The sequence below is a fragment of the Streptomyces sp. NPDC051569 genome (assembly GCF_044454085.1).
In the GTDB taxonomy this organism is placed as follows: Bacteria; Actinomycetota; Actinomycetes; order Streptomycetales; family Streptomycetaceae; genus Streptomyces.
Map to the genome: position 1 here is coordinate 27,346 of NZ_JBITDJ010000001.1, position 20,170 is coordinate 47,515.

Consider the following 20,170-nt stretch of genomic DNA (forward strand, 5'->3'; position numbering starts at 1 on the left):
GGGGGGGGGGGCCCCCCCCCGCCCCCCCCCCCGCGCCCGCCGCCCCGCCCCGGGGGGGGGGGGGGGGGGGGGGCCCCCCCGCGGGCGGGGGCCCCCCCCCCCCCCCTTCCCATGACCGAGAACAGTGCTTGTCGACACCGTTCAGGGCGAGCCCCTACCACCGATTCCCGGCCTGGTGAAACCTTCGTATCTCCGGATCCTGACCAGGCCGTCGCCAGTTCCGCGACGCGGTTCACGCCCTGCCGCCGGGAGATCTTGCATGCCGCCGATTCCGAACCTTCGTACCGCCCCCGCCATTGCCACCGACGACCCGTGGAGCCGGTTCTACGAGTTCATCGGTTACGCGGTCGGACAGCAGTGGAGGGATCAGGGCGCATCGCTCAGCTCCTCCAGTGGCTCGTCGTCGACGCGGGCAACCGCCGGCCCGCCGAAGGCGCGCCCTGGAGCCGGCAAGGCCGCCTGAGGGCTGTACTTCTCGGCATCCTCGATTGGGATGATCCGTACCTTGTCCTTCGTGCCACGAGGCCCGGGGCGGACCGCGATCCGGTGAACGACCATCGACAGGGCTTGACGCTTCGCCCAGGCCTCCAGCCCCTCCCACTCGGTGAGGATGCCCCGGAAAACCTGAGGGCTCGGGGCCACGGCCGGCACCGGCACGCTCTCCCGCTGCTCGATCTGCGCCTCCAACTTGGCGATCGCGTCGGTCAGCTCCCGATAGCGGTGCTCGTAGCTCTCCAGCTTGATCATGCCCTTGGTGTAGAGCGTGACCAGCCGCTCCAGTTCGGCGTTCCGCTCGTTGAGCTGCGCATACTGATCCACTTCAACGGGCCGTGCCACCGGGGTCGCCGCGGCCTCCCTGGCCGAAGTCGCCGCGATGGTGTCTCCCTCCGGAGTGACCCGCGACACCAGGAACGAGCGGACTGCCTCTTCCACGACGGTGAGGAGCACCGTGCCACCCGTGCACGTGGCCCCGCGCACCTTCGCCGAGCAGCGGAAGAACACCGAAATCCCGCTGTCACCGTTCTTCCGCTTGTACTTCGTGCTACCGGACACCATGCGCCAGCCGCACAGATCGCAGTAGATCAGGCCCGTCACGCTGTGAGCCGGGGAATTGTCCCGAGTGCTGCCCGCCCTGCGTCCCCGCCGCGCCTTGTACGCCGTCCAAAGATCCTCGGGAACGAGCGGATCGTGAATCCCCTTGATCCACTCGATGCCGGGAGCGTCTACATGGCTGCTCCCGAGCTCCTTCCGGTACTTGGTCGGCTGGTGGCGTACGTAGCCCGCCTGGTAGCCGCTGTCGAGCATCCGGTACCACTTGCCGATGGTCAGGACCGCGCCTTCGCGGGTGCGCAGGCCGCGGGCTGTCATGTCGACCACGATGCGGTTCATCGGCTCTCCGGCCGACAGGCGCTCGAACATCTCCCGTACGTAGGCGGCTTCCGACTCCTCGACGTGGAGGGCTCCCACGCGGCACTTCTCGCAACGGGAGTCAGGATCCCCCTCCAGCGGGCGCCGGCACTTTCCGTAGCCGAATCGGAGCTGGCCGTCGTGAGTGACGCCGCGGTTGCGTCGGTGGTCGTGGGTCTCCATCCAGGATTCGCGACTGCGGTCGACCTCGTACTCGGCGACGATCAGGTGCGTGTTCCGGCCGAGCCGACCGCCGCTGCTGGAGGTATCGATATCCTCCTTCGCCGCTCGGATCTCTCCGCCGGCCTGCTCCAGGCGCTTGATGTTGTACGAGCTCAAGGTCGCATCACGCCCGAACCGTGACCAACGCCACACCAGGACGACGTCCGCTTCGCCCCTTTTAATCCGCTGGATGATCTGCTCCACCTGGCGTTTCGCGAAGTACTTGCCACTCAGGTTGAGGTCCTGCAGGACGTCAACGACGACCATGCCCTCGCGCTCCGCCAACGTGTTGCACGCGTCGATCTGGAGTTCGGGTGAGATCTTCTCGTCCTTGTCCCTGTACCGTGATACGCGCACGTAGATGATGGCGCGCTTGGGCTGCTGTGGAAACGGGGAGCCGGTGAGCAAGCCTGGAGTCACGGCCGATCCCACCCTTCTTGATCCTGAGCGGACGTTTGCTTCATGAGTACTAGTATCGGAATCGTCGGTCTGCCGAATGTCGGCAAGTCGACCCTGTTCAACGCCCTGACCAAGAACGACGTGCTGGCGGCCAACTACCCGTTCGCCACCATCGAGCCCAACGTCGGCGTGGTCGGCGTGCCGGACGCGCGCCTGACCAAGCTCGCGGAGGTCTTCGGTTCCCAGCGGATCCTCCCCGCCACCGTCGACTTCGTCGATATCGCCGGCATCGTGCGCGGCGCCTCGGAGGGTGAGGGCCTGGGCAACAAGTTCCTGGCGAACATCCGTGAGTCCGATGCGATCTGCCAGGTCATCCGCGCCTTCAAGGACGAGAACGTCGTCCATGTCGACGGCAAGGTCTCGCCCAAGGACGACATCGAGACGATCAACACCGAGCTGATCCTCGCCGACCTCCAGACGATCGAGAAGGTCCTCCCGCGCCTCCAGAGGGAATCGCGGATCAAGAAGGACGTCCTGCCCAAGGTCGCGGCCATCGAGGCGGCCCAGGCCATCCTGGAGACGGGCGAGACGCTCTTCTCGGCGGGCATCGTCCAGGGCACCGAGAAGGCCGAGCCGCTGCACGACCTGCACCTGCTCACCACCAAGCCGTTCCTCTACGTCTTCAACGTCGACGAGGACGAGCTGACGGACGACGCCTTCAAGGACGAACAGCGCGCCCTGGTCGCCCCCGCCGAAGCGATCTTCCTCAACGCCAAGCTGGAGTCGGACCTCGCGGAGCTGGACGACGAGGAGGCCCTGGAACTCCTCCAGTCGGTCGGCCAGGAAGAGCCGGGCCTGGCCACCCTCGCCCACGTCGGTTTCCGCACCCTGGGCCTCCAGACCTACCTGACGGCAGGCCCCAAGGAATCCCGCGCCTGGACGATCAAGAAGGGCGCGACGGCCCCCGAGGCGGCCGGTGTGATCCACACCGACTTCCAGAAGGGCTTCATCAAGGCCGAGGTCATCTCCTTCGCCGACCTGGTCGAGACGGGCTCGGTGGCCGAAGCCCGCTCGGCGGGCAAGGCCCGCATGGAGGGCAAGGAGTACGTCATGCAGGACGGCGACGTGGTGGAGTTCCGCTTCAACGTCTAATACGTTCAGCGAAAGGCCGTCTGACCTGCGACGGAGCGGGTCGGGCGGCCTTCGCGGTCCGTACAGAGTCCGCAGCGTGCTGGATGAGCCCGGCACGCGGGGGAGCGGCTACGCCGCTTCGTCGACCTGTGGCTGGGCCTCGGCGGACTGGTCCGCGTACGCCTTGTCGACGGCGGCCCGGGTCCGCTCCTCGGAGTCGGGCCACAGGTGGGTGTAGATGGTCAGCGTCATGGCCGCGTTGGTGTGGCCGAGGCGCTCGGAGACCGTCTTCACGGACTCGCCGTGCTTGATCAGCAGGCTGGCGTAGTGGTGCCGGAGGGCGTGGGGTCCGGTGCCCTTCGGTATGCCGGCCTTCGCGCAGGCCGGCCGCCAGGACCCGTCCATGAAGTGCGTGTAGACCACGGGTCCGCCTTGCGGCGCCGTGAAGATCCAGCTCTCGGGCCCATCGGCGGGGAAGTCCCGCAGGTGGGCCTTCATCGAATCCACCGCTATGCGGGGGGAGCGGGACCGTGCGGTGCGATCGAGCGGTCTTGGGCGGGCAGACGTACACGCCGTGCCTGGCGGTCTGCTGGATCTGCTGCTCGACCGAGACGGTGGCGTGCAGCAGGTCCACGTGCCGAAGCTGGAGGCCGAAGAGCTCGCCAGGGCGGAGCCCTGTGCAAGCGCCCAGCAGGACCAGGCCCCTGTAGCGGCCGGGTATCTCCTCGGCCGGCGTCCGCACCTGCGCGACCGCGAGCGGTAACACCTTCTTCCGGGGCGCGGAGGGCAGCTTCGCGTCGGTGCAGGGGTTGTGCGGAATCATGCGGTCGCGGACCGCTGCCCGGAAGACCGCGTTGAAGACGGTGCGGGAGGTGCTCGCGGCGAGCTTGTGGGTGGTCGTCAGGCTGGTGATCCAGCTCTTCACGTCACCGGGCTTGATCAGCCCAAGATGTGGCGTCCTCCCAGAAGCAGACGGGGCAGATCTCGTACGAGCCGGGCATGGCGTCGAGCACGCGGTGCCCGCAGCAGGGACAGGGGTAGGAGTCGCTCACCTGCGCAGTCTCGTTGCAGGTCCGGCCGGTGCGCCATGAATTTCTCCGCCTCGGGACCCCCGGCCAGTCCGCAGCCAGTCTGCAGGAGCCCCGTAAACAGCCGTCGGGAGCCAACGCATGCCAACCGGGAAATCCCAGGTCAGAGCCCTGGAGGGGGCTCCGTCGCAGGTCAGGATCAGACCGCGGACGTTCCGCTTCAGTCTGGCCAGTCCTTGATGGCAGCCTTGAATGTGAGGGCTGCAAGTCCGCTCTCCGTCCCTCGGTGTCGTTGGGGCGGTGGCACAACCTGGTGCGGGGGCCGGGGCCAGCGGTGCCCTATCGCCCAGGACCGCGAGTCGCTCGGGTCGCCTGGCCTTTCGTCGTGATACGACTGGGCCCTATGGGGGATTTGCGCTTTTATGTAGCCACATGTGGCTTCGTCCTGGAACCCTGTCGAAGGTGCGGAGCGGTGGTCCCGGCAAGGCTTGTCCGTCTCCTGGACCAGGGGCAGGAGAATTGAGGAGCCGAGCATTTCCGGCGTCCGTCCTGGCCGGGGTCGGATCGTGTGTGCCGTCGCGCCGGGTGGCCAACGAGGAGTTGGCGGAGCGCTTGGGCCGGTCGCCCGAATGGATCTTCCAGCGCTCCGGCATCCGGTTCCGGCACGTTGTGGAGCCGGGTACCACCAGCGGAGACCTGGCTGTCGCTGCCGGTCGCGAGGCGCTCTCCCAGTCGGCACTGGGCGATGTCGCAGCCGTAGTCGTGGCCACCACATCACCGGACAGGCCGTGCCCCGGTACCGCCCCGAGCGTTGCCTCACGCCTGGGGATGACCGGGGTGATGGCGCTCGACGTCCAAGCAGTGTGCGCTGGCTTCGTCTACGGCCTGGGGGTCGCCCAGGGCCTGATCGCCGCGGGCACGGCTGACAGCGTCCTGGTCATCGGCACGGACACGCTCTCGCTGAGCGTCGACCCGGGCGACCCCACGAGCATGCTCTTCGGCGACGGCGCCGGCGCCGTCGTGCTGCGTTCGGGCCGTCGCGAGGAACCCGGCGCCCTCGGGACCTGCGTTCTGGGCAGTGATGGCGATGGTCGCGATCTGATCACCGTACGCTCCGGCGGATCCGAGGAGCGCTCACAGGCCGGCGGGGCTCCGGCAGACCCATATATGCGTCTGGAGGGGCGCGAAGTGTTCTGGCGAGCCGTGGAGCACATGGCTTCCGCCTCACGCGCGGCGCTGGACGCCGCGGGGTGGAAGCCGGAGGAAGCGGACCGGATTGTCGCGCACCAGGCGAACGCTCGGATCTTGACCATGCTCGCGCAGCGGTTGGGCGTCACGGCGGACCGTGCGCTGTCCAATATCGAGCAGGTCGGTAACACCTCGGCTGCGTCGATTCCGATCTTGCTCGATCACGCCAGCCGCGCAGGGGACCTTGAGCCCGGACACCGGATCCTGCTCACGGCCTTCGGCGGCGGCCTCACCTGGGGTGCCACGACTCTTGTGTGGCCACATCTCGAACGTTCGCACTGACTCGTCCCGGAGGAACGGCATGTACGACACTTTGGCGCACATCCTGATCGACAGGCTTCAGGTGAGGCCCGAGCTGGTTTCCCCCGAGGCCACGCCGGCGGCCCTCGGACTGGACTCCTTGTTCGTGGTGGAACTGTCCCTGGTGCTGGAAGAGGAGTCCGGACTCAGGGTCGGCTTCGACGAACTCTCAGAAGCGAACACCATCGCCGAGATCGCACGGTTGCTGCAGGACAGGCAGAACGCGCCGGCCTGAGACCTGAGGCAGCAGACCGTCCCGGCGTGGACTGTCGTCGATGCTCCCGGGCACCGGTTCGGAGGGGCCCGCCGATGTAGCGGATCCCTCCGAACCGTAGGCGCGAGGCGCTGCCGAGAGTCCGTCAGCGGCGGATGGCACCCGGAGGGCGCCGGAATACCAGGGCGTGCACCGTGAAGCGCGACCCGTCGAATTCCGCCCGCCCCTCCGCCCGCAGTTCCTTCAGACGGATCTGCAGGGTCTCCCTGTGCTCGGCGTACGCCAGCAGCGGGATGTCCATCTCGAAGATCTCGAGCGTCTCGGCCTCGTAGCCACGCGAGGTGAGTTCCGTGACGGTTCGGGGGATGTCGGCGAGGGAGGAGTGCGCCATGAGCAGGGAGCCGCCCGGCGCCAGGAATCCGTCCACACGGTCGACGACAGCGTCGTACACCGCGCGTCCACCCCTCCGGGCGACGAGGGCCGTCTCCAGCCCGTCCCCCCTGGCATAACTCGGATCGTGGGGAAGGTGCGGCGGGTTGGTGATCACCAGGTCGAACCGCTCTTCCGGTGTGTACTCCTCCAGCGGCGAAGTGACACACGTCAGCCGTGAGCCGTCGAGCCCGTTGGCCGTCACGTTGGCCACGGTCTGGGCGACGAAGGCGGGATTGATGTCCAGAGCGGTCACCCTCTCGGCACCGGCCGCGAGCAGGGCGACGCTGTAGAGCCCGGAACCGGCTCCGAGGTCCAGGGCGTTGACGCCCTTCAGCACGGGGGCGTCGTCACCGTTGAGCGCGCTGAGCAGGCTCAGTCCGCAGTCGGTCGGGAACAGGACCTCTGTGGGGTCCTCCACCATGAGCCGCAGACGCATGCCGCGGAACTCGAAGATCCCGCACGAGGGCCGGGCCTCCCACAACGAACCGTTCTCGTCGGCGGGCAGCACACGGCGCCGTATCGGCGTGCGGTCAGGAGCACTGGTCATCGGAGCGGAAACCTTTCAGGGGGGAGGGGACAGCCGACGGGGTCCGACGGGCGGAGGGCGGAACCACGGGGGGTTCCGCCGCTCCCGGCGCGTATCCGGCTCGGTCGGTTACTCGGTGAGGGCGGACAGCACGATGCGTACGGAGTCGTCGGCGATGCGCTGTGCGCGCGACGCCGGAACCAGGCCCTCGACGTAGCCGAAGTTCCACGCGAGCCTGCCGTGACTGGTGGTGGCCGCCGCCACGATGGCGCCCATCACCGAGACGCCTGTGAGGAACTGAGCGCCGTCGATCCGCCAGTGGCCCGACTGTTCGGGGAAGTCGTAGCGGCCGACGTTGGACAGGCACAGGTTGATCGGCCCCTCCTCGTCCATGAACCGCATGAACGACTCGCTGTCCGCCAGCGACCCGGGGCCTGCTACGCGCGGCAGGCTGATCGTGGCCAGGTGGTCCTGCCGCTTCCGGCGCCGCACCACGTCTTGGCTGATGCTCCGGGCCATGGGCCACAGCGACTGGCCGGGCTCGTATCGGACGCGGGACGGGACCGTGGCCACGTAGGTGCCGACCTCGTCGGCAGAGACGGGTGGTTCGAGGTCGGCGCGGAAGTCGACCGGCGAACCGATCGAGAAGTGCGCGGCGGCCGGGGTGCCCGCGTCCCGGGCGACCGCCGACACCATCGCGGCGGCCAGGGCCCCGTGAACGGTGGTGCCGTTCCGCTTGGCGGCCCGTACCAGGAGTTCCATCCGGTCGGCGGAGAGGGACCGGTGCTCCATCCGGGTGCGCCGCTGCTCGAACGGGACGTGCTCGCTGGGGACGACCCGCTGTGCGGGGCGGGTCAGGGACGCCTGTTCCTCCCGTCGCATCATGGCCTTGAACCCGGTGATACCCGACGGGCCCCGGTGGCGGCGCGGGAGCAGGTCGTCCGTCGCGGGAAGGACCCGCCGTGGAACGGCCTGCGGCGATGCGCCGTCGTCCAGCCGCGCTGCGAGTTCGATCCATTCGCGGACCAGGGACAGGCACGTCTTGCCGTCGGCGATGACGTGCGAGACCGTCAGCAGCAGGTCGTGGACGTCTCCTCCGTCCTCGTCCTCCGTCCCTCCCGAGGTGATCACCACCGCGCGCAGCAGTGGCCCGGTGCGCCAGTCCAGGCCCTCCGCGAGTTCGCGGCCGTCGACCTCGCGCTGCCACCGGGTGTCGGCGGCGGGATCGTCCGGTGACACCCGGACGTGCCGGAGCGGGATCTGCCGCCCGTCCAGGGGGACGAAGGCGGGGTGCGCTCCGGTGCCGTCGTCGGTGATCGCGACGCGCAGCAGGGGGTGCCGCAGCTGGAGGATGTCCAGGGCGCGGCGGTGCAGCGACGGGGACAGGTTTCCGTGGACCCGGGCGCGGGCGATGACGTTGAGCGGTGAGGTCAGGTCGGCGATCCAGTACAGCCGTTCCAAGGGGCTCAGGTCCCGTCGGACGCTGCCGGGTCCGGCGGCCGGCCCCTCCGGGTAGGTGAGGGCCTGGGAGGTTTGCCGGACGAGGACACGGCGGGGTACCAGCCGGAAGTAGGTGTCGCGGATCAGACGCCGGTGCGGGCGGGTTCCCTGGGTCAGTCTGTTCATGCTGCGGGAGCCGGCCACCATGGCCCGCGTGCGGTCGCGGCGTAGTTCCTCGTACGCGCGTAGGGCCCGCACCGGATCGTGGTTCGCCGTCAGCTCGGCCAGCGTCCGTGCCAGCACGACGGCGTCCTCCATGGCCATGCCGGCCCCTTGGGCGAGCGTGGTCAGCATGGGGTGGGCGGCGTCGCCGAGGAGGGTGACGGGACCGTCGCCCCACCGTTCCAGGAAAGCCCGGTCGCGTGAGGGAACGGTGAGGATGTCCGCCTCGGGGGTGGTCTCGATCACCGCCCGTACCTCCTCGGCCCACCCCTCGTACGCCTGTCGGACGGCGTCCTTGACATGACGCGGGGCGGGCGTCCCACGGGCGGTGCTCATGGCGGCCCACCAGTAGCACCGGCCGTGGCCGATGTCGATGAGGCCGAAACGCTGTCCGCGCCCCCAGTAGTGGCGTACGGCGCCCCTGGTGAGGCGCGGGTGTTGGAAGGGGACGATGCCGAGCCGGAAGAGGTGGTCACAGTCCCGTGACCGCTCGGGTCCGACGAGGTGGCGTCGTACGGCCGAGTGGAACCCGTCGGCGCCGATGAGGACGTCCCCGCTCGCCGAGCGGCCGTCCGTGAAGCGGACGGTGACCCCCGGGCCTGCGGTCTCGAAGCCGGAGGCGGTCGCCCCCAGGTGGACCGGGCAGTCACCGGCTTCCGTCAGCAGGGCCTCCTGGAGGTCCGCGCGGCTGAGGCAGAAACTCTGCGCGCCCGCCTGCTCGCAGGCGTCCTCGAACGGCAGGTCTCTGATGAGACGGCCGCGTCGGTTCATGATCGTGAACGACTCCACGGCCTGACCGCGCTTGTCCAGGCCCAGGTCGATGCCGAGGCCGGTGAGGGCGGTGACGGCGTTACTCATGACCGACAGACCGGAGCCGGCTTCGCGCAGCTCGGTGGCGCGTTCGTACACCTCGACGTCGACGCCGACGCGCCGGAGCGCGACCGCACACGTCAGACCGCCGATACCGGCGCCGATGACGAGGGCTTTCACAGGACGTCCCGATGACATGGTGTCAGCCCACCCGCCCGCTTCGGCCGGAGTCGGCGATCAGCTCGGCGACGCTGTTCGCCAGATGTGCCACGTGCGGCTCTTCCATGATCGTCAGGTGGTCTCCGGGGACGCGGACCGTCCGGATCCGTCCGCTGGTCATGGCGCTCCAGCCGTTGCAGGGGTCCTGGTGACGGGTTCGGGCGGCGCCGTGCATGGCGGACAGGACGGTGGGCAGCGGTTCCGCGGCGCGGATCAGCGTGAGGTCCTGGTCCTCGCGCGGGGGGCGGTAGGCCAGGGTCGCGTGCCAGTTCGCCCGGTAGACGTCGAACAGGCGGCGGACGACGGCCCCGGAGCTGCCGGCCGGCAGGACACCCCGCTCACTCGCGACGCGGGCCATGTACGTGAACATCTCCTCCAGCGAGCCGAGCCCGTCCGGGACGGTTCGAGCGGGTGCCGTGCCGCCGTCGCGCGGCCAGAGCAGTTCGTGGAAGAACCACTCCGGCATGGCCTCGTCGTCGTGCGGGGAGCGCGCTCCCTGGTCCAGGGCGGTGGTGTCCACCACCAGCAGGGTCACCCGCTCGCCCTCCGCCCGCAGCCGGCGGGCGATCTCGAAGGCGACGAAGCCGCCGAAGGACCATCCGCCGACGGTGTAGGGACCATGCGGCCGTACCGTCCGCAGCGCGGCGAGATAGCTGTCGGCGAGGTCCTCCACCGTGCACAGCGGTGTGGTGCCGGGGTCGGCTCCGGCCGCTTGGAGCGCGTACAGCGGCTGGTCGGCCGCGAGGTGCCGGGCGAACGCGACGTAGCACAGCACGGTGCCACCCATCGGGTGGACCATGAACAGCGGCGGGCGGGCGCCTTGCGGGCGGATCGGCACCAAGGGGTTGAAGGCGGCTTTCGCCCCACCGTCGCGCAGCCGTGCCGCGAGCCCGGCGGGGGTGGGCGTCGCGACGAACTCGGCCAGAGGGAGGTTCACCCGGTAGCGCTGTTCGATCCGGATCACCAGCCGCATCGCGGTCAGCGAGGTGCCGCCGAGATCGAAGAGGCTGTCGTGCGTCCCCGCTGTGTCCAGTCCCAGCACGTCCGCCATCATCTCGGCGAGCGTCTGCTCGTACGCGTCGCGCGGCCCGGCGTCGGGAGCGCGGCCGGGGGCGCTCAGCGGGGTGCGGCGCAGCGCGGCGTCGTCGCGCTTGCCGCTGGGGGTCAACGGCCACCGGGACACCCATTGCAGGTGCGAGGGGACCATGTAACCGGGCAGGGTGGCGCGCAACCGCTCACGGATGCCGGACAGGTCCTCGTCCGTTCCCTCGCCGAGGAGGAAGGCGGCGAGGAAGGTCTCGCCGTCCGCCCGCTCGCGGGCCACGACCGCGGCGTCACGCAGACCGGGGTGCCGTTCCGCCAGGCCGGCCACGGCCAGTTCCACCTCGACTGGTTCCACGCGGAAGCCCCGTACCTTGACCTGGGCGTCATCGCGTCCGAGGAAGACGACGTCGCCGCCCGGAAGCACCATGCCGACGTCGCCCGTGTAGTAGAGCCGGCGGTCTTCGTCCGCGAAGGGGTGCGGGAGGAAACGCTCCTTGGTCAGGTCCGGGCGGCCCTCGTAGCCGTCGGCCAGGAAGTTGCCGCCCAGATAGATGTCGCCCCGTGCCCCGGTCGGCACCGGACGCATCCGCTTGTCCAGGACGTGCACCTCGGCCCCGTCGATGGCGCGGCCGATCGGCGGCAGCGCGGGGAAGGCCGCGGGGTCCCCCGTCATGGTGAACGCGGTGACCACGTGCGTCTCGGTGGGACCGTACTGGTTCTCCAGGACGCCTCCCGGGAGCCTGGCGCAGAACGCGCGGATCTCCGGGGTGACGCGCAGCTGCTCGCCGCAGGTGATCACCATCCGCAGGGTTGGTGGTGTGATGTCCAGCGTGCCGGCTGCTTCCGCGAGTTGCTGGAGGGCCACCGGGGGGAGGAAGACCTGCTCGACGCGCTCACGGTCGAGCAGGCGCAGCAGCGCGGGCATGTCGCGCCGCTGCGCGTCGTCGGCCAGGCACAGGGTGCCGCCGGAGCACAGGGTGGAGAAGATCTCCTGGAAGGAGATGTCGAAGCTCAGTGGTGCGAACTGGAGTGTGACGCCGCCTGGGACCGCGCTGGGCGCCGCCGCCTGCCAGGCCACCAGGGCGGCCAGGGTGCGGTGCGGCATGACGACGCCCTTGGGGGTCCCGGTGGAGCCCGAGGTGAAGAGGACGTACGCGGTGCTCCCGTTGTCCGATCCACCCCGCGCCGGGCACACAGGTGCGGGTGCGGCCACCGACTCGGCGGGCAGCAGCAGCGCCGGGTCACCGGCGAGGTCGGCGTGCGCGGACTCGGCCACGACGCGGAAGGGCCGGGCCTGCTCCACCATGGTGGCCAGCCGGGCGGGCGGATAACTGACATCCATGGGGACGACCGCGCATCCGGCGCGCATGACGCCCAGGAGCACCGCCATGGTCAGCGGGGACCGGTTCATGGCGACCCCGATCCGGGCGTTCGCCGGCGCGCCGAGCGCGTACAGCCGCCCGGCCACGTTCTCCGCTGCCTCGGCCAGCCGGGCGTAACTCCACCGTTCCCCGCCCGCCACCACGGCGGTCGCGTCCGGAGTGCGCGCGGCCTGTTCGGCGAAGCGGGAGACGACCGTGGGGTGCTCCGCCGGGGAGGCAAGGAAGGGGCGGGGGGCGAGGAAGGCAAGGTCCGGCGCTTCGTCCGGGTGGTCCACCAAACGGCGCAGGACGCTCAGATAGCCGTCCGCGTAGAGGTCGCCCTGCTCGGCCGCGAAGGTCTCTCCGTCGCAGTCGATCCGCAGCCACGTGCCGGTGCCGTCCGGTTCCGTGATCGCGTTCACCAGGAGGCGGAAGTCGTTCTCCTCCCAGGTGCGGAACTCGACGAGGCGCACACCGGGCAGATCGAATACCCGGGAAAGCTGGTGGAAGTGCACGTAGTTGAAGGCGGTGTCCAGCACGGGGCCGCCGTGGTCCTCCTGGATGGCGCTCAGGGGGTAGCGGCGGTGGGGGTGGTCCTCCTGCTCCTGGCGGAAGCTTTCGCGCGCCACCTCCAGCCAGTTGTCCCGCGCGGTGTCCAGGCGTACGGGCACGGTGTTCAGGAAAAGTCCGGCGGTGCGTTCCGCCCCGGCCATTTCGGGCCGACCATGGGTGATGAGACCCGTGGTGACGTCACGGGTGCCGGCGAGCGCCGCCAGCGTCAGGGTGTGCGCCGCGAAGAGCACGGACTTGACGGGCAGAGCGTGCTCGGCCGCGAAGCTCCGCATCCGCTCGACGAGGGCGGCGGGCAGGTCGAGCCGTCGGGAGGCCGGACGGTGTCCGGTGCTGGGCAGATGGGGCGAGAAGGATTCGACCGGCAGGGGCTCACAGCCGTCCAGCCTCTCGCGCCAGTAGCGCCGGGACTCCGGCGAACGCAGGGCGGCCTGCTCCGACCGCACGTGGGTCGCCGGTGAGGGAGGCGCCGCTACGTCCACGGGACCGGTGTCCAGGCCGAGGCCGTGGGCGTAGTCCTGGAGCAGTTCCTGGAGCAGCGTGGCGACGCTGCCGCCGTCGAGGAGTGCGTGGTGGAAGCTGAGGACCAGGTCGACGGCGGCGGGACGCACGTGGGCGCGGAACAGGTACAACGGCGGCCGGTCGAACGCGTAGGGGTGACGACGGCGTTTCTCGATGTGCGCGACCACCTCGGCCTCGGCCGTCGTACTGTCCAGCGGACGCAGGTCGGCGATCTCCAGGCCGCCGTGCACCCGGGGCAGGACGACTTGCAGTGGTTCGGCGCCCTTCAGGTCGAAGGCCGACCGTAGCGCCGGATGCCGTACCGCCAGCCGTTCGAAGGCCCGACGGAACTCCTTCTCGTTCCAGGGCATCTCCAGGGTGTACCGGAAGACGTCCCGGTACCTGGCCGACGATTCGTGCCTGCGGCTGTGGTAGAGCAGGCCGAGTTGGAGCCGGGTCAGCGGGTAAGCGTCCTCGGCCTCCTGGAGACGGGCCCGGTCCACGTCGGCCACGAGGGCGAACGGAGCCGGGCCGACCTCGGACTCGGACGCGTCGCACTCCACGGCGTACGGAGCGAGGCCGGATACCGTCGGGTTCCGCAGGAGGTCGGTGAGCGAGAAGCGCAGGCCCCGGGCCTCCGCCTCGGCGCGCACCCTGAGCATGGTGATCGAGTCGCCGCCGAGGGTGAAGTAGTCGTCGTGCACTCCCACGGTGTCATGGCCCAGGACGTGGGCCCAGACCTCGGCGAGGACCGCCTCGGTACGGTTGCGCGGCTGCTCACCCCCGGCGGCACTCGGGGTCTCGTCCGGCGGTGGAAGGGCGCGGCGGTCGGCCTTGCCGTTGGGGGACAGCGGGATTGCGTCGATCCGGGTGAAGGACGCCGGAACCATGAACGCCGGCAGCGCCTGTCCGAGCCGCTCGCGCAGCAATACTGTGTCGATCGCGGTCTCGGCGACGTAGTAGCCGGCCAGGACGGTTCCCCGGTCGGCGGTAGTGCGTCCCACCACGACGGCGTCCCGAACCCCGGGGACCGCGCGCAGGGCGGCCGCCACCTCCCCGGGCTCGACGCGCTGGCCCCGGATCTTGACCTGGTCGTCGATCCGTCCGAGGTACTCCAGGGTGCCGTCCGCGAGCCACCGGGCCAGGTCCCCGCTGCGGTACAGGCTGCCACCCGGCACGAACGGGTCGCTGCCGAACTTCTCGGCGGTCATCTCCGGACGGCCGAGATAGCCCCGGGCGACTCCGGCTCCGCCGATGCACAGTTCGCCGGCGACGCCGACGGGTTGTGGCAGGTCGTCGGCGCCCAGCACGTACAGCCTGGTGTTGTCGATCGGTCGTCCGATGGGAACCCTTCTGACGCCGCGGGCGGGGTCGGACGGGCAGTCGTAGGACGAGACGTCGACCGTCGCCTCGGTCGGGCCGTACAGGTTCACGAGCCGCGCCGAATGTCCGGCGCCGCTCTCGCGGCGGCACCGGTCGGTGAGGCGGTTGAACCGTTCGACCTGCGGCCCGGGCAGGGCCTCGCCGCTGCAGTAGACGTACCGCAGGGTCGCGATGCCCCGGCGTGCCGCCGCCGACTCCTCCAGCAGGTCGAGGAACGGGCCGAGCATCGAGGGGACGAAGTGCACGGCGGTGACCCGGTGCTCGCGGATCGCCCGGAGCACCTCGCGTGGGTCCCGCTGGCCGCCGGGTGGCAGCAGGGCCGCGGTCGCGCCCTCGACGGCCCACCAGAACAGCTCCCACACCGAGACGTCGAAGGAGACCGGCGTCTTCTGCAGGAGCACGTCCCCTTCTACGAGCGGGTAGCGGCGCTGCATCCACGCGAGGCGGTTGACCACGCTGTGGTGCTCGACCATGACGCCCTTGGGGTGCCCGGTGGAGCCGGAGGTGTAGATGACGTAGGCGAGGTCACGGGAGGTGGCGACCGGCTCGATCGGGGCCCCGCTGCCGGTCAGCAGGTTGTCCATCCGCCGGGCCGCCACGTCCGGGGGGAGGCCGGCGGGGTCGCCGTCATCGACGATCACCAGCTTGGCGCGGCTGTCGCGCAGCAGGAAGTCCACCCGCCCGGCCGGGTGGCCGGGGTCCACGGGTACGTAGGCGCCTCCGGACTTCAGGATGCCGAGCAGCGCGACCGGCAACCGCGGCCCCCGCTCCATCATCAGCGCGACGCGGTCGTTCGGGCCGACGCCCTCCGCCCGCAGGGCCCGGGCGACGCGGTTGGACTGCTCGTCGAGCTCGGCGTAGGTCAGCGTCCTGCCGGACGCCGTGACGACGGCGATCCGTTCCGGTCGGGCGGCGGCCTGGGCCTCGAACAGCCCGTGAAGGGTGGCCTGGTCCGCGTAGCGCACCTGAGTGCCGTGCGCGCGTCCGGCGGTGAGGTCCTCGTGCTCGGCCGGCGTCAGCATGGGGACATCGCGGAGCGGTCGGTCCAACAGGTCCAGACCGTGTTCCAGGAGCGTCGTGAGGTGACCGGCCACGGCGGTGATGGGGAGGTTCTCGTCGAAGACGTCGCGGGCGTGGTCCAGGTCGACACGGACATCGTCCGTGTCGTCGAAGGCGGAGACCAGGACGCCCAGTGCCTCCTGGTCGTGCGAGGGGGCCATTAGGGCGCTGCGCCGTACGACTCCCGGAATGTCCGACCGGGACCAGTTCACGGAGGAGAGCGTCACGTCGAAGAGCTGCCGCGGGACCCCGGCCGCCGGGGAGGTCTCGCGCAGGATGTCGCCGAGCGGGAGCCGCTCATGACGTCGGAGCCGGCGGGTCGTGCCCTGGATCTCGGCGAGGAGTTCCCGGACGGTCAGCCCGCCGGGGGCCGTGACCCGTAGCGGAAGGGTGTTGGCGAACTGGCCGAGGACATCCCTGTGCCGCCGCGTCGGACGGTTGAGGAAGGGGACGCCGAGGACCACTTCCTCGCTGCGGTGCTGACGCGTCAGGCAGGTGGCGAGCATGGCCGCGACGTAGGTGAAGGGCCAGTGGCCCATGGCGCGGACGCGGCCGATGAGGGCGCCGTCGATCACGAACGAGTGGCGCCCTCGTTCGCGCGGGCCGTTGCCCGTGGTACGAGTGAACAGCGCGGGTGTCACGCCCGCGAGGTACTCCCGGTAGAAGGCGCGGTCGCGGTCGCCGTCGGTCCCCGCGCGGTAGGCGGAGTCCTCCTCGATGAACCCCAGGTAGGAGGGGGCTTCTCCGGTGGTGTTCAGCTGGTCGCTCTCCTGGGCCCGGGTGTATTCCCGGAGGACCTCGTGGCCCAGCCGGTCGAGGGTCCAGCCGTCGGCGACGATGTGGTGCGCCTTGACGTACAGGTGCGTGACGTCCGTGTTCTCCAGGAGGACCGTGGCCTCGACCAGGGGGCCGCCGTCGAGCGGCAGGGCGCGTGCCATCGACGCGCGCATCCACTCAGCGCGGGCGGTGTCCGGTTCGGGCGCGTGGGAGAGGTCGATCACGGCGACCGGGACCGTCTCCTGCGCCACCCGCTGGAAGGGGACGCCGGCGCTGTCGGCGAACCGCAGCCGGAACGTTTCGTGGCGGTGCAGCACGCGTTCCGCGCAGGCAGCGAGCCTTTGCGGGTTGACACCACCCTGCAGACGCTCGTGGAGCACGCAGTTGAACTGCGGTGATTCTGGCGCTCGGGATCCGATGGACCAGACGTCTCGCTGGTACGACGTCAACTGGTGCGGTGATCCGGGGTTGATGCTCAACTGTGGCAGTTTCCTTCGAGCCGAACCGGGATCTCCCGGTGGCCGTTGAAGATGAGGGAGGGCAGCGGGGTCAGGCGGTCGGATCCGACGGCGAGTTCGAGGGCCGGGAACCGGGAGAAGAGCGCGGACAGCGCGATACGGCCTTCCAGGCGGGCGAGTTCCGCTCCCAGGCAGTAGGTGGGACCGTGGCTGAAGGCCAGGTGCTCGCGGGCGGTGGAACGGGTGATGTCGAAGAGGTGGGCTCCCGAGCCGTGTACTCCGGGATCGCGGCCGACAGCGGCGTAGTTGATGACGAGGGCGTCGCCCCGCTCGAACGTCAACCCTGTCAGTTCGTCGTGCAGGTCCTCGGTGGGGAAGCGCATCATGAAGTTGGCTACCGGGGCCTGGTGGCGCAGCGTCTCCTCCACGACCCGGTCCCAGCCGACCCGGCCCGACACGGCCAGGTCCAGCTGTTCCCGATGGGTGAGCAGGTTGACCACGGCGTGGTCGAGCAGGTTCGCCGTGGTCCCGTAGCCGGCCCCGAGCACCAGCCAGATGTTGTCGGCCAGCTCCCGCTTGTCGAGCAGGCCCTCGCGATGTGCGTCGACCAGTGCGGTGGCGATGTCGTCACCGGGCTGATCGGTTTTGAGCACGATCAGGTCCGCGAGGAGCCGCGCGGCCTCCGCCTCGGTGTCGCTCGCCTGCTCCGCGCTCAGGTCGGTGGTGAAGACCATGTCGTTGACAGCCTGGAAACCGTCGTGCATGGCCTCTGGTAGTCCGACCAGCGTGGTGACCGTCCGCCACGGTAGCCGTGTAGCGAACCACTTCCGCAGGTCCACGACCCCGTCGGGGGCCAGGGCGGCCTCCCGGGCGAGGTCGTCCAGCAGTGCGGTGGCAGTCTCCTCGATCCACGGGGCGAGCGCCCGTACGCGGCGGGCACTGAACGCTGGCACCAAGGGATGACGCAGCCGGCTGTGGTCGGGCCCGTAGGCGGTCTGGACGGTGCGGATGTCGACCCAGATCCGCAGTGGCCAGTCGGCGGGAAGGTCACCGTTGACGAAGGCAGGCCAGTGCTGGTGGGCGTCCTTGGAGATCCGGGGGTGGACCAGTAATCGGCGGACGAGACCCGGGTCGGTCACCGACCACGCCAGTACGCCACCGGGCAGTTCGACCCGGGCGGCGGGACCCAACGCACGCAGTGTCCCGGCTTCGCCGTGGACGTCTTCGGCGCTGCCGTCCAGGCGGTAGGGGCAGCGGTTCCGGGAGGGCGGGGAGGGCATGGCTTACGACCTCGGCGGCGGTAGTGGTTGCTCAGTGGCGAACGGCGGTCAGGAGTGCGTAGCGGAGCTCCGGGACCTTGCAGAAGAACCACTCGCCCAGGTCGGCCGCCGCCGCCCATTCACGTGACGTCTCGCCACTGGAGTTGTTCGCGGCGTTCCGCCAGCCGCTGATCATGCTGTCGTAGCAGCGCCGGACGTTCTCGGTGATGTCGACGTGGTCCACCACCTCCAGCCCGGCTTCCCGCAGCAGCTCCCCGTACGTGTCGGTGGTCAGCGAGAACTTGAAGTAGGCGTACGCGTGGGCCATACGGGCCGTGTCCGGGCCGTCGAGCTCACCTGCGAGGCTGTGCTCGGCGATGACCAGCCGTCCGCCGGGACGCAGGACCCTTGCAATGTGTCCGAGAGCTGCCTTCTTGTCCTTCATGTGCATCAGTGACTCGATGGCGTACGCGCCGTCGAAGGTCTCGTCGTCGAAGGGGTTTTCCATGGCGTCGGCCAGCCGGAAGGCGGCTCGTCCGGGAAGCTCCGGCGGCTGGGGACGGCTGTTGGCCAGGTCCACCTGGTAGTCGCTGACGCTGATGCCGGTGATCTGCACGGCGTGGTGTGCGACGATGCGCGCCGCGGTGCTGCCGTGGCCGCAGCCCACGTCGAGCAGATGCTGGCCCTCGGACGGGGCGAGGCGTTCGGTGACGAGGTCCGTCAGCCGGTCGGTCGCCGCCTGCATCGGGCTGTCGTCCGCTTCGTCGTCCCAGTAACCGACGTGGATGTTGCCGCCGAGAGCACGGTCGTACACATCCGTGTGCTGGTTGTAGAAGGTCCCCACGTCGCCGGACGTGTGACGGTGTTGCGTCAGCATGAGGGTGTTCTTTCACGTCGTAGAGCCACGCACGATGGCTGCGGCGGCGGATCGGCCGGGCCTGCGCGACTAATCCTGTGATGCGAGGAGCGGTAAGCGTGTCGATCATGACAAGCACGCTGGTCAGTTCGGGCGGATGAGGTGAGGGTTCGTCGTTTCGGGAGACCGGTGTCACCCGTCCGGCAAAACGGCGCGGGTTCGAGCAGCAGCGGAAGGGCCATGAAGTGCCCCTGGTGGCACCGCGGCTGAACGCCGCAGGTCACGCGGTTACCTGGTCGTATCCATCAGGCCGGGAGCCGCAACCGCACTCCGAGTGCCACCTGCCGGTCGGGCAGGGGCCGCTACCTGTGGCACGCGCCCGCCCGGGGCGGGTGAGTGGATGCAGGGAGTGCGGTCGCGGTATCAGCGTGTGTGGATCAGATCCGCTCAGACGCGCCCGAAGAAGAGGCTGCCCGGTGCGTTCGGGTCGTTCGACAGGAAGTGCTCACGGACAGCGCGGATGAACTCGTGGCGCGAGATCGCGCCGTCTCCGTCGGTGTCCAGCTTGGTGAACATGTCCATCGCGTCGGGTGCGTCGCTCTTCCACACGTCCCTCAAGAAGCGCGCGAACTCGTCCTTGCTGATCTCGTTGTCGCCGTCCACGTCGATGACGTCGAAGATGGCGTGACCGCCGCCCTCGGTCACGTTGAGTCGGCTGGTGTCGATGACCGCGAGGCGGTTGGCCGTGACGAACTGGTCCTTCGTGAGCCGGTCCCCGTCCACGCCCGCGTGGCGCAGAAGCTCCAGCCAGTAGATCTGGCAGAAGGTCTGGAGCGCCCTGGCCCGGCGGTCGTTCTTGTCGAGGCGGTACGCCTGGATGTAGCGGTCGGCGAGCTTCTGGTAGTCCGACCAGTCCAGATAGCCGTCGTTGTTGGCGTCCATGGTGTCGAAGGTACGTTCGAGCTTGGTGGTGATGACGTCCTGCTCAGCAGTGGTCACGTGTCCTCCTTGGGGACGAAGGGCGGGTGTCGCGAGAACCTTTCCTCGGGGGGCGCCTAGCGGAGGAATGCCCGACCCCTCTCTTCACCGGTTTGGCCCAACCGTGCCACCCGCAGGAGTGCATCCGGCAGAAACTCTCGCACTCATCGAGGCCCTGCTCAACGGGTACGGAATGCGGCGCACGCTTGCCGGACGCCGCTGATCACGGGTTCCGCGGACAAGGGCTCCACGCGAATCCATCCAGGGCCGTCCGGCAACAGCCTTTACTGTGAGGCACTCAATACCGGCTAGGGGCGGGCAAACCG

General features: G+C 69.8%; 13 protein-coding genes. 4 read left to right on the forward strand and 9 right to left on the reverse strand.

Translation table 11 applies throughout. The annotated features are described in order from the left end of the window. Positions 1 to 366: 366 nt before the first annotated feature. Positions 367 to 2,037 (reverse strand): recombinase family protein, encoded by a 1,671-nt coding sequence (locus ACIBAE_RS00065; RefSeq protein WP_399281432.1) that lies wholly within the window; start codon positions 2,035 to 2,037, stop codon positions 367 to 369. Between the two features lie 54 nt (positions 2,038 to 2,091). On the opposite strand from ACIBAE_RS00065, the gene ychF reads away from it, so the two are divergent. Next, the gene (gene ychF / locus ACIBAE_RS00070) at positions 2,092 to 3,180 is read left to right on the forward strand and encodes a redox-regulated ATPase YchF (RefSeq protein WP_399281433.1); all 1,089 of its coding nucleotides are present in this window, start codon (positions 2,092 to 2,094) and stop codon (positions 3,178 to 3,180) included. A gap of 108 nt (positions 3,181 to 3,288) precedes the next feature. Here ychF and ACIBAE_RS00075 read toward each other — a convergent pair whose 3' ends face one another. Beyond that, a complete protein-coding gene (locus tag ACIBAE_RS00075; protein WP_399281434.1) occupies positions 3,289 to 3,657 on the reverse strand; it encodes a tyrosine-type recombinase/integrase in 369 nt (122 codons plus the stop codon). A 76-nt stretch (positions 3,658 to 3,733) separates the two neighbouring features. Here ACIBAE_RS00075 and ACIBAE_RS00080 point away from each other — a divergent pair, with 76 nt between their 5' ends. Beyond that, positions 3,734 to 3,922 (forward strand): hypothetical protein, encoded by a 189-nt coding sequence (locus tag ACIBAE_RS00080; RefSeq protein WP_399281435.1) that lies wholly within the window; start codon positions 3,734 to 3,736, stop codon positions 3,920 to 3,922. 163 nt (positions 3,923 to 4,085) lie between these two features. On the opposite strand, the gene ACIBAE_RS00085 is transcribed toward ACIBAE_RS00080, so the two are convergent. Continuing rightward, positions 4,086 to 4,211 (reverse strand): CPCC family cysteine-rich protein, encoded by a 126-nt coding sequence (locus ACIBAE_RS00085; protein WP_399281436.1) that lies wholly within the window; start codon positions 4,209 to 4,211, stop codon positions 4,086 to 4,088. A 561-nt stretch (positions 4,212 to 4,772) separates the two neighbouring features. On the opposite strand from ACIBAE_RS00085, the gene ACIBAE_RS00090 reads away from it, so the two are divergent. Then, a complete protein-coding gene (locus tag ACIBAE_RS00090) occupies positions 4,773 to 5,717 on the forward strand; it encodes a beta-ketoacyl-ACP synthase 3 (RefSeq protein WP_399281437.1) in 945 nt (314 codons plus the stop codon). 19 nt (positions 5,718 to 5,736) lie between these two features. Further along, positions 5,737 to 5,970 (forward strand): acyl carrier protein, encoded by a 234-nt coding sequence (locus ACIBAE_RS00095; protein WP_399281438.1) that lies wholly within the window; start codon positions 5,737 to 5,739, stop codon positions 5,968 to 5,970. 124 nt (positions 5,971 to 6,094) lie between these two features. Here ACIBAE_RS00095 and ACIBAE_RS00100 read toward each other — a convergent pair whose 3' ends face one another. The 6 genes from ACIBAE_RS00100 to ACIBAE_RS00125 form a co-directional block, all read right to left on the reverse strand. Then, complete coding sequence (locus tag ACIBAE_RS00100; protein ID WP_399281439.1) at positions 6,095 to 6,928, reverse strand: methyltransferase; 834 nt, start codon at positions 6,926 to 6,928, stop codon at positions 6,095 to 6,097. Positions 6,929 to 7,036: 108 nt separating this feature from the next. After that, positions 7,037 to 9,559 carry an FAD-dependent monooxygenase gene (locus tag ACIBAE_RS00105; protein ID WP_399281440.1) on the reverse strand — a complete coding sequence of 841 codons (2,523 nt, stop codon included), beginning with the start codon at positions 9,557 to 9,559 and terminating at the stop codon, positions 7,037 to 7,039. A 22-nt stretch (positions 9,560 to 9,581) separates the two neighbouring features. Next, positions 9,582 to 16,772: an amino acid adenylation domain-containing protein gene (locus ACIBAE_RS00110; protein ID WP_399281441.1), complete on the reverse strand. Its 7,191-nt coding sequence runs from the start codon at positions 16,770 to 16,772 to the stop codon at positions 9,582 to 9,584. After that, the gene (locus tag ACIBAE_RS00115) at positions 16,769 to 18,031 is read right to left on the reverse strand and encodes a cytochrome P450 (protein WP_399281442.1); all 1,263 of its coding nucleotides are present in this window, start codon (positions 18,029 to 18,031) and stop codon (positions 16,769 to 16,771) included. Before ACIBAE_RS00115 ends, ACIBAE_RS00110 begins: the two co-directional genes overlap by 4 nt. 31 nt (positions 18,032 to 18,062) lie before the next feature. Next, on the reverse strand, positions 18,063 to 18,887 hold the full coding sequence (locus tag ACIBAE_RS00120; protein ID WP_399281443.1) for an SAM-dependent methyltransferase: 825 nt from the start codon (positions 18,885 to 18,887) through the stop codon (positions 18,063 to 18,065). 426 nt (positions 18,888 to 19,313) lie between these two features. Next, a complete protein-coding gene (locus ACIBAE_RS00125) occupies positions 19,314 to 19,865 on the reverse strand; it encodes an EF-hand domain-containing protein (RefSeq protein WP_399281444.1) in 552 nt (183 codons plus the stop codon). Between the last annotated feature and the right edge of the window lie 305 nt (positions 19,866 to 20,170).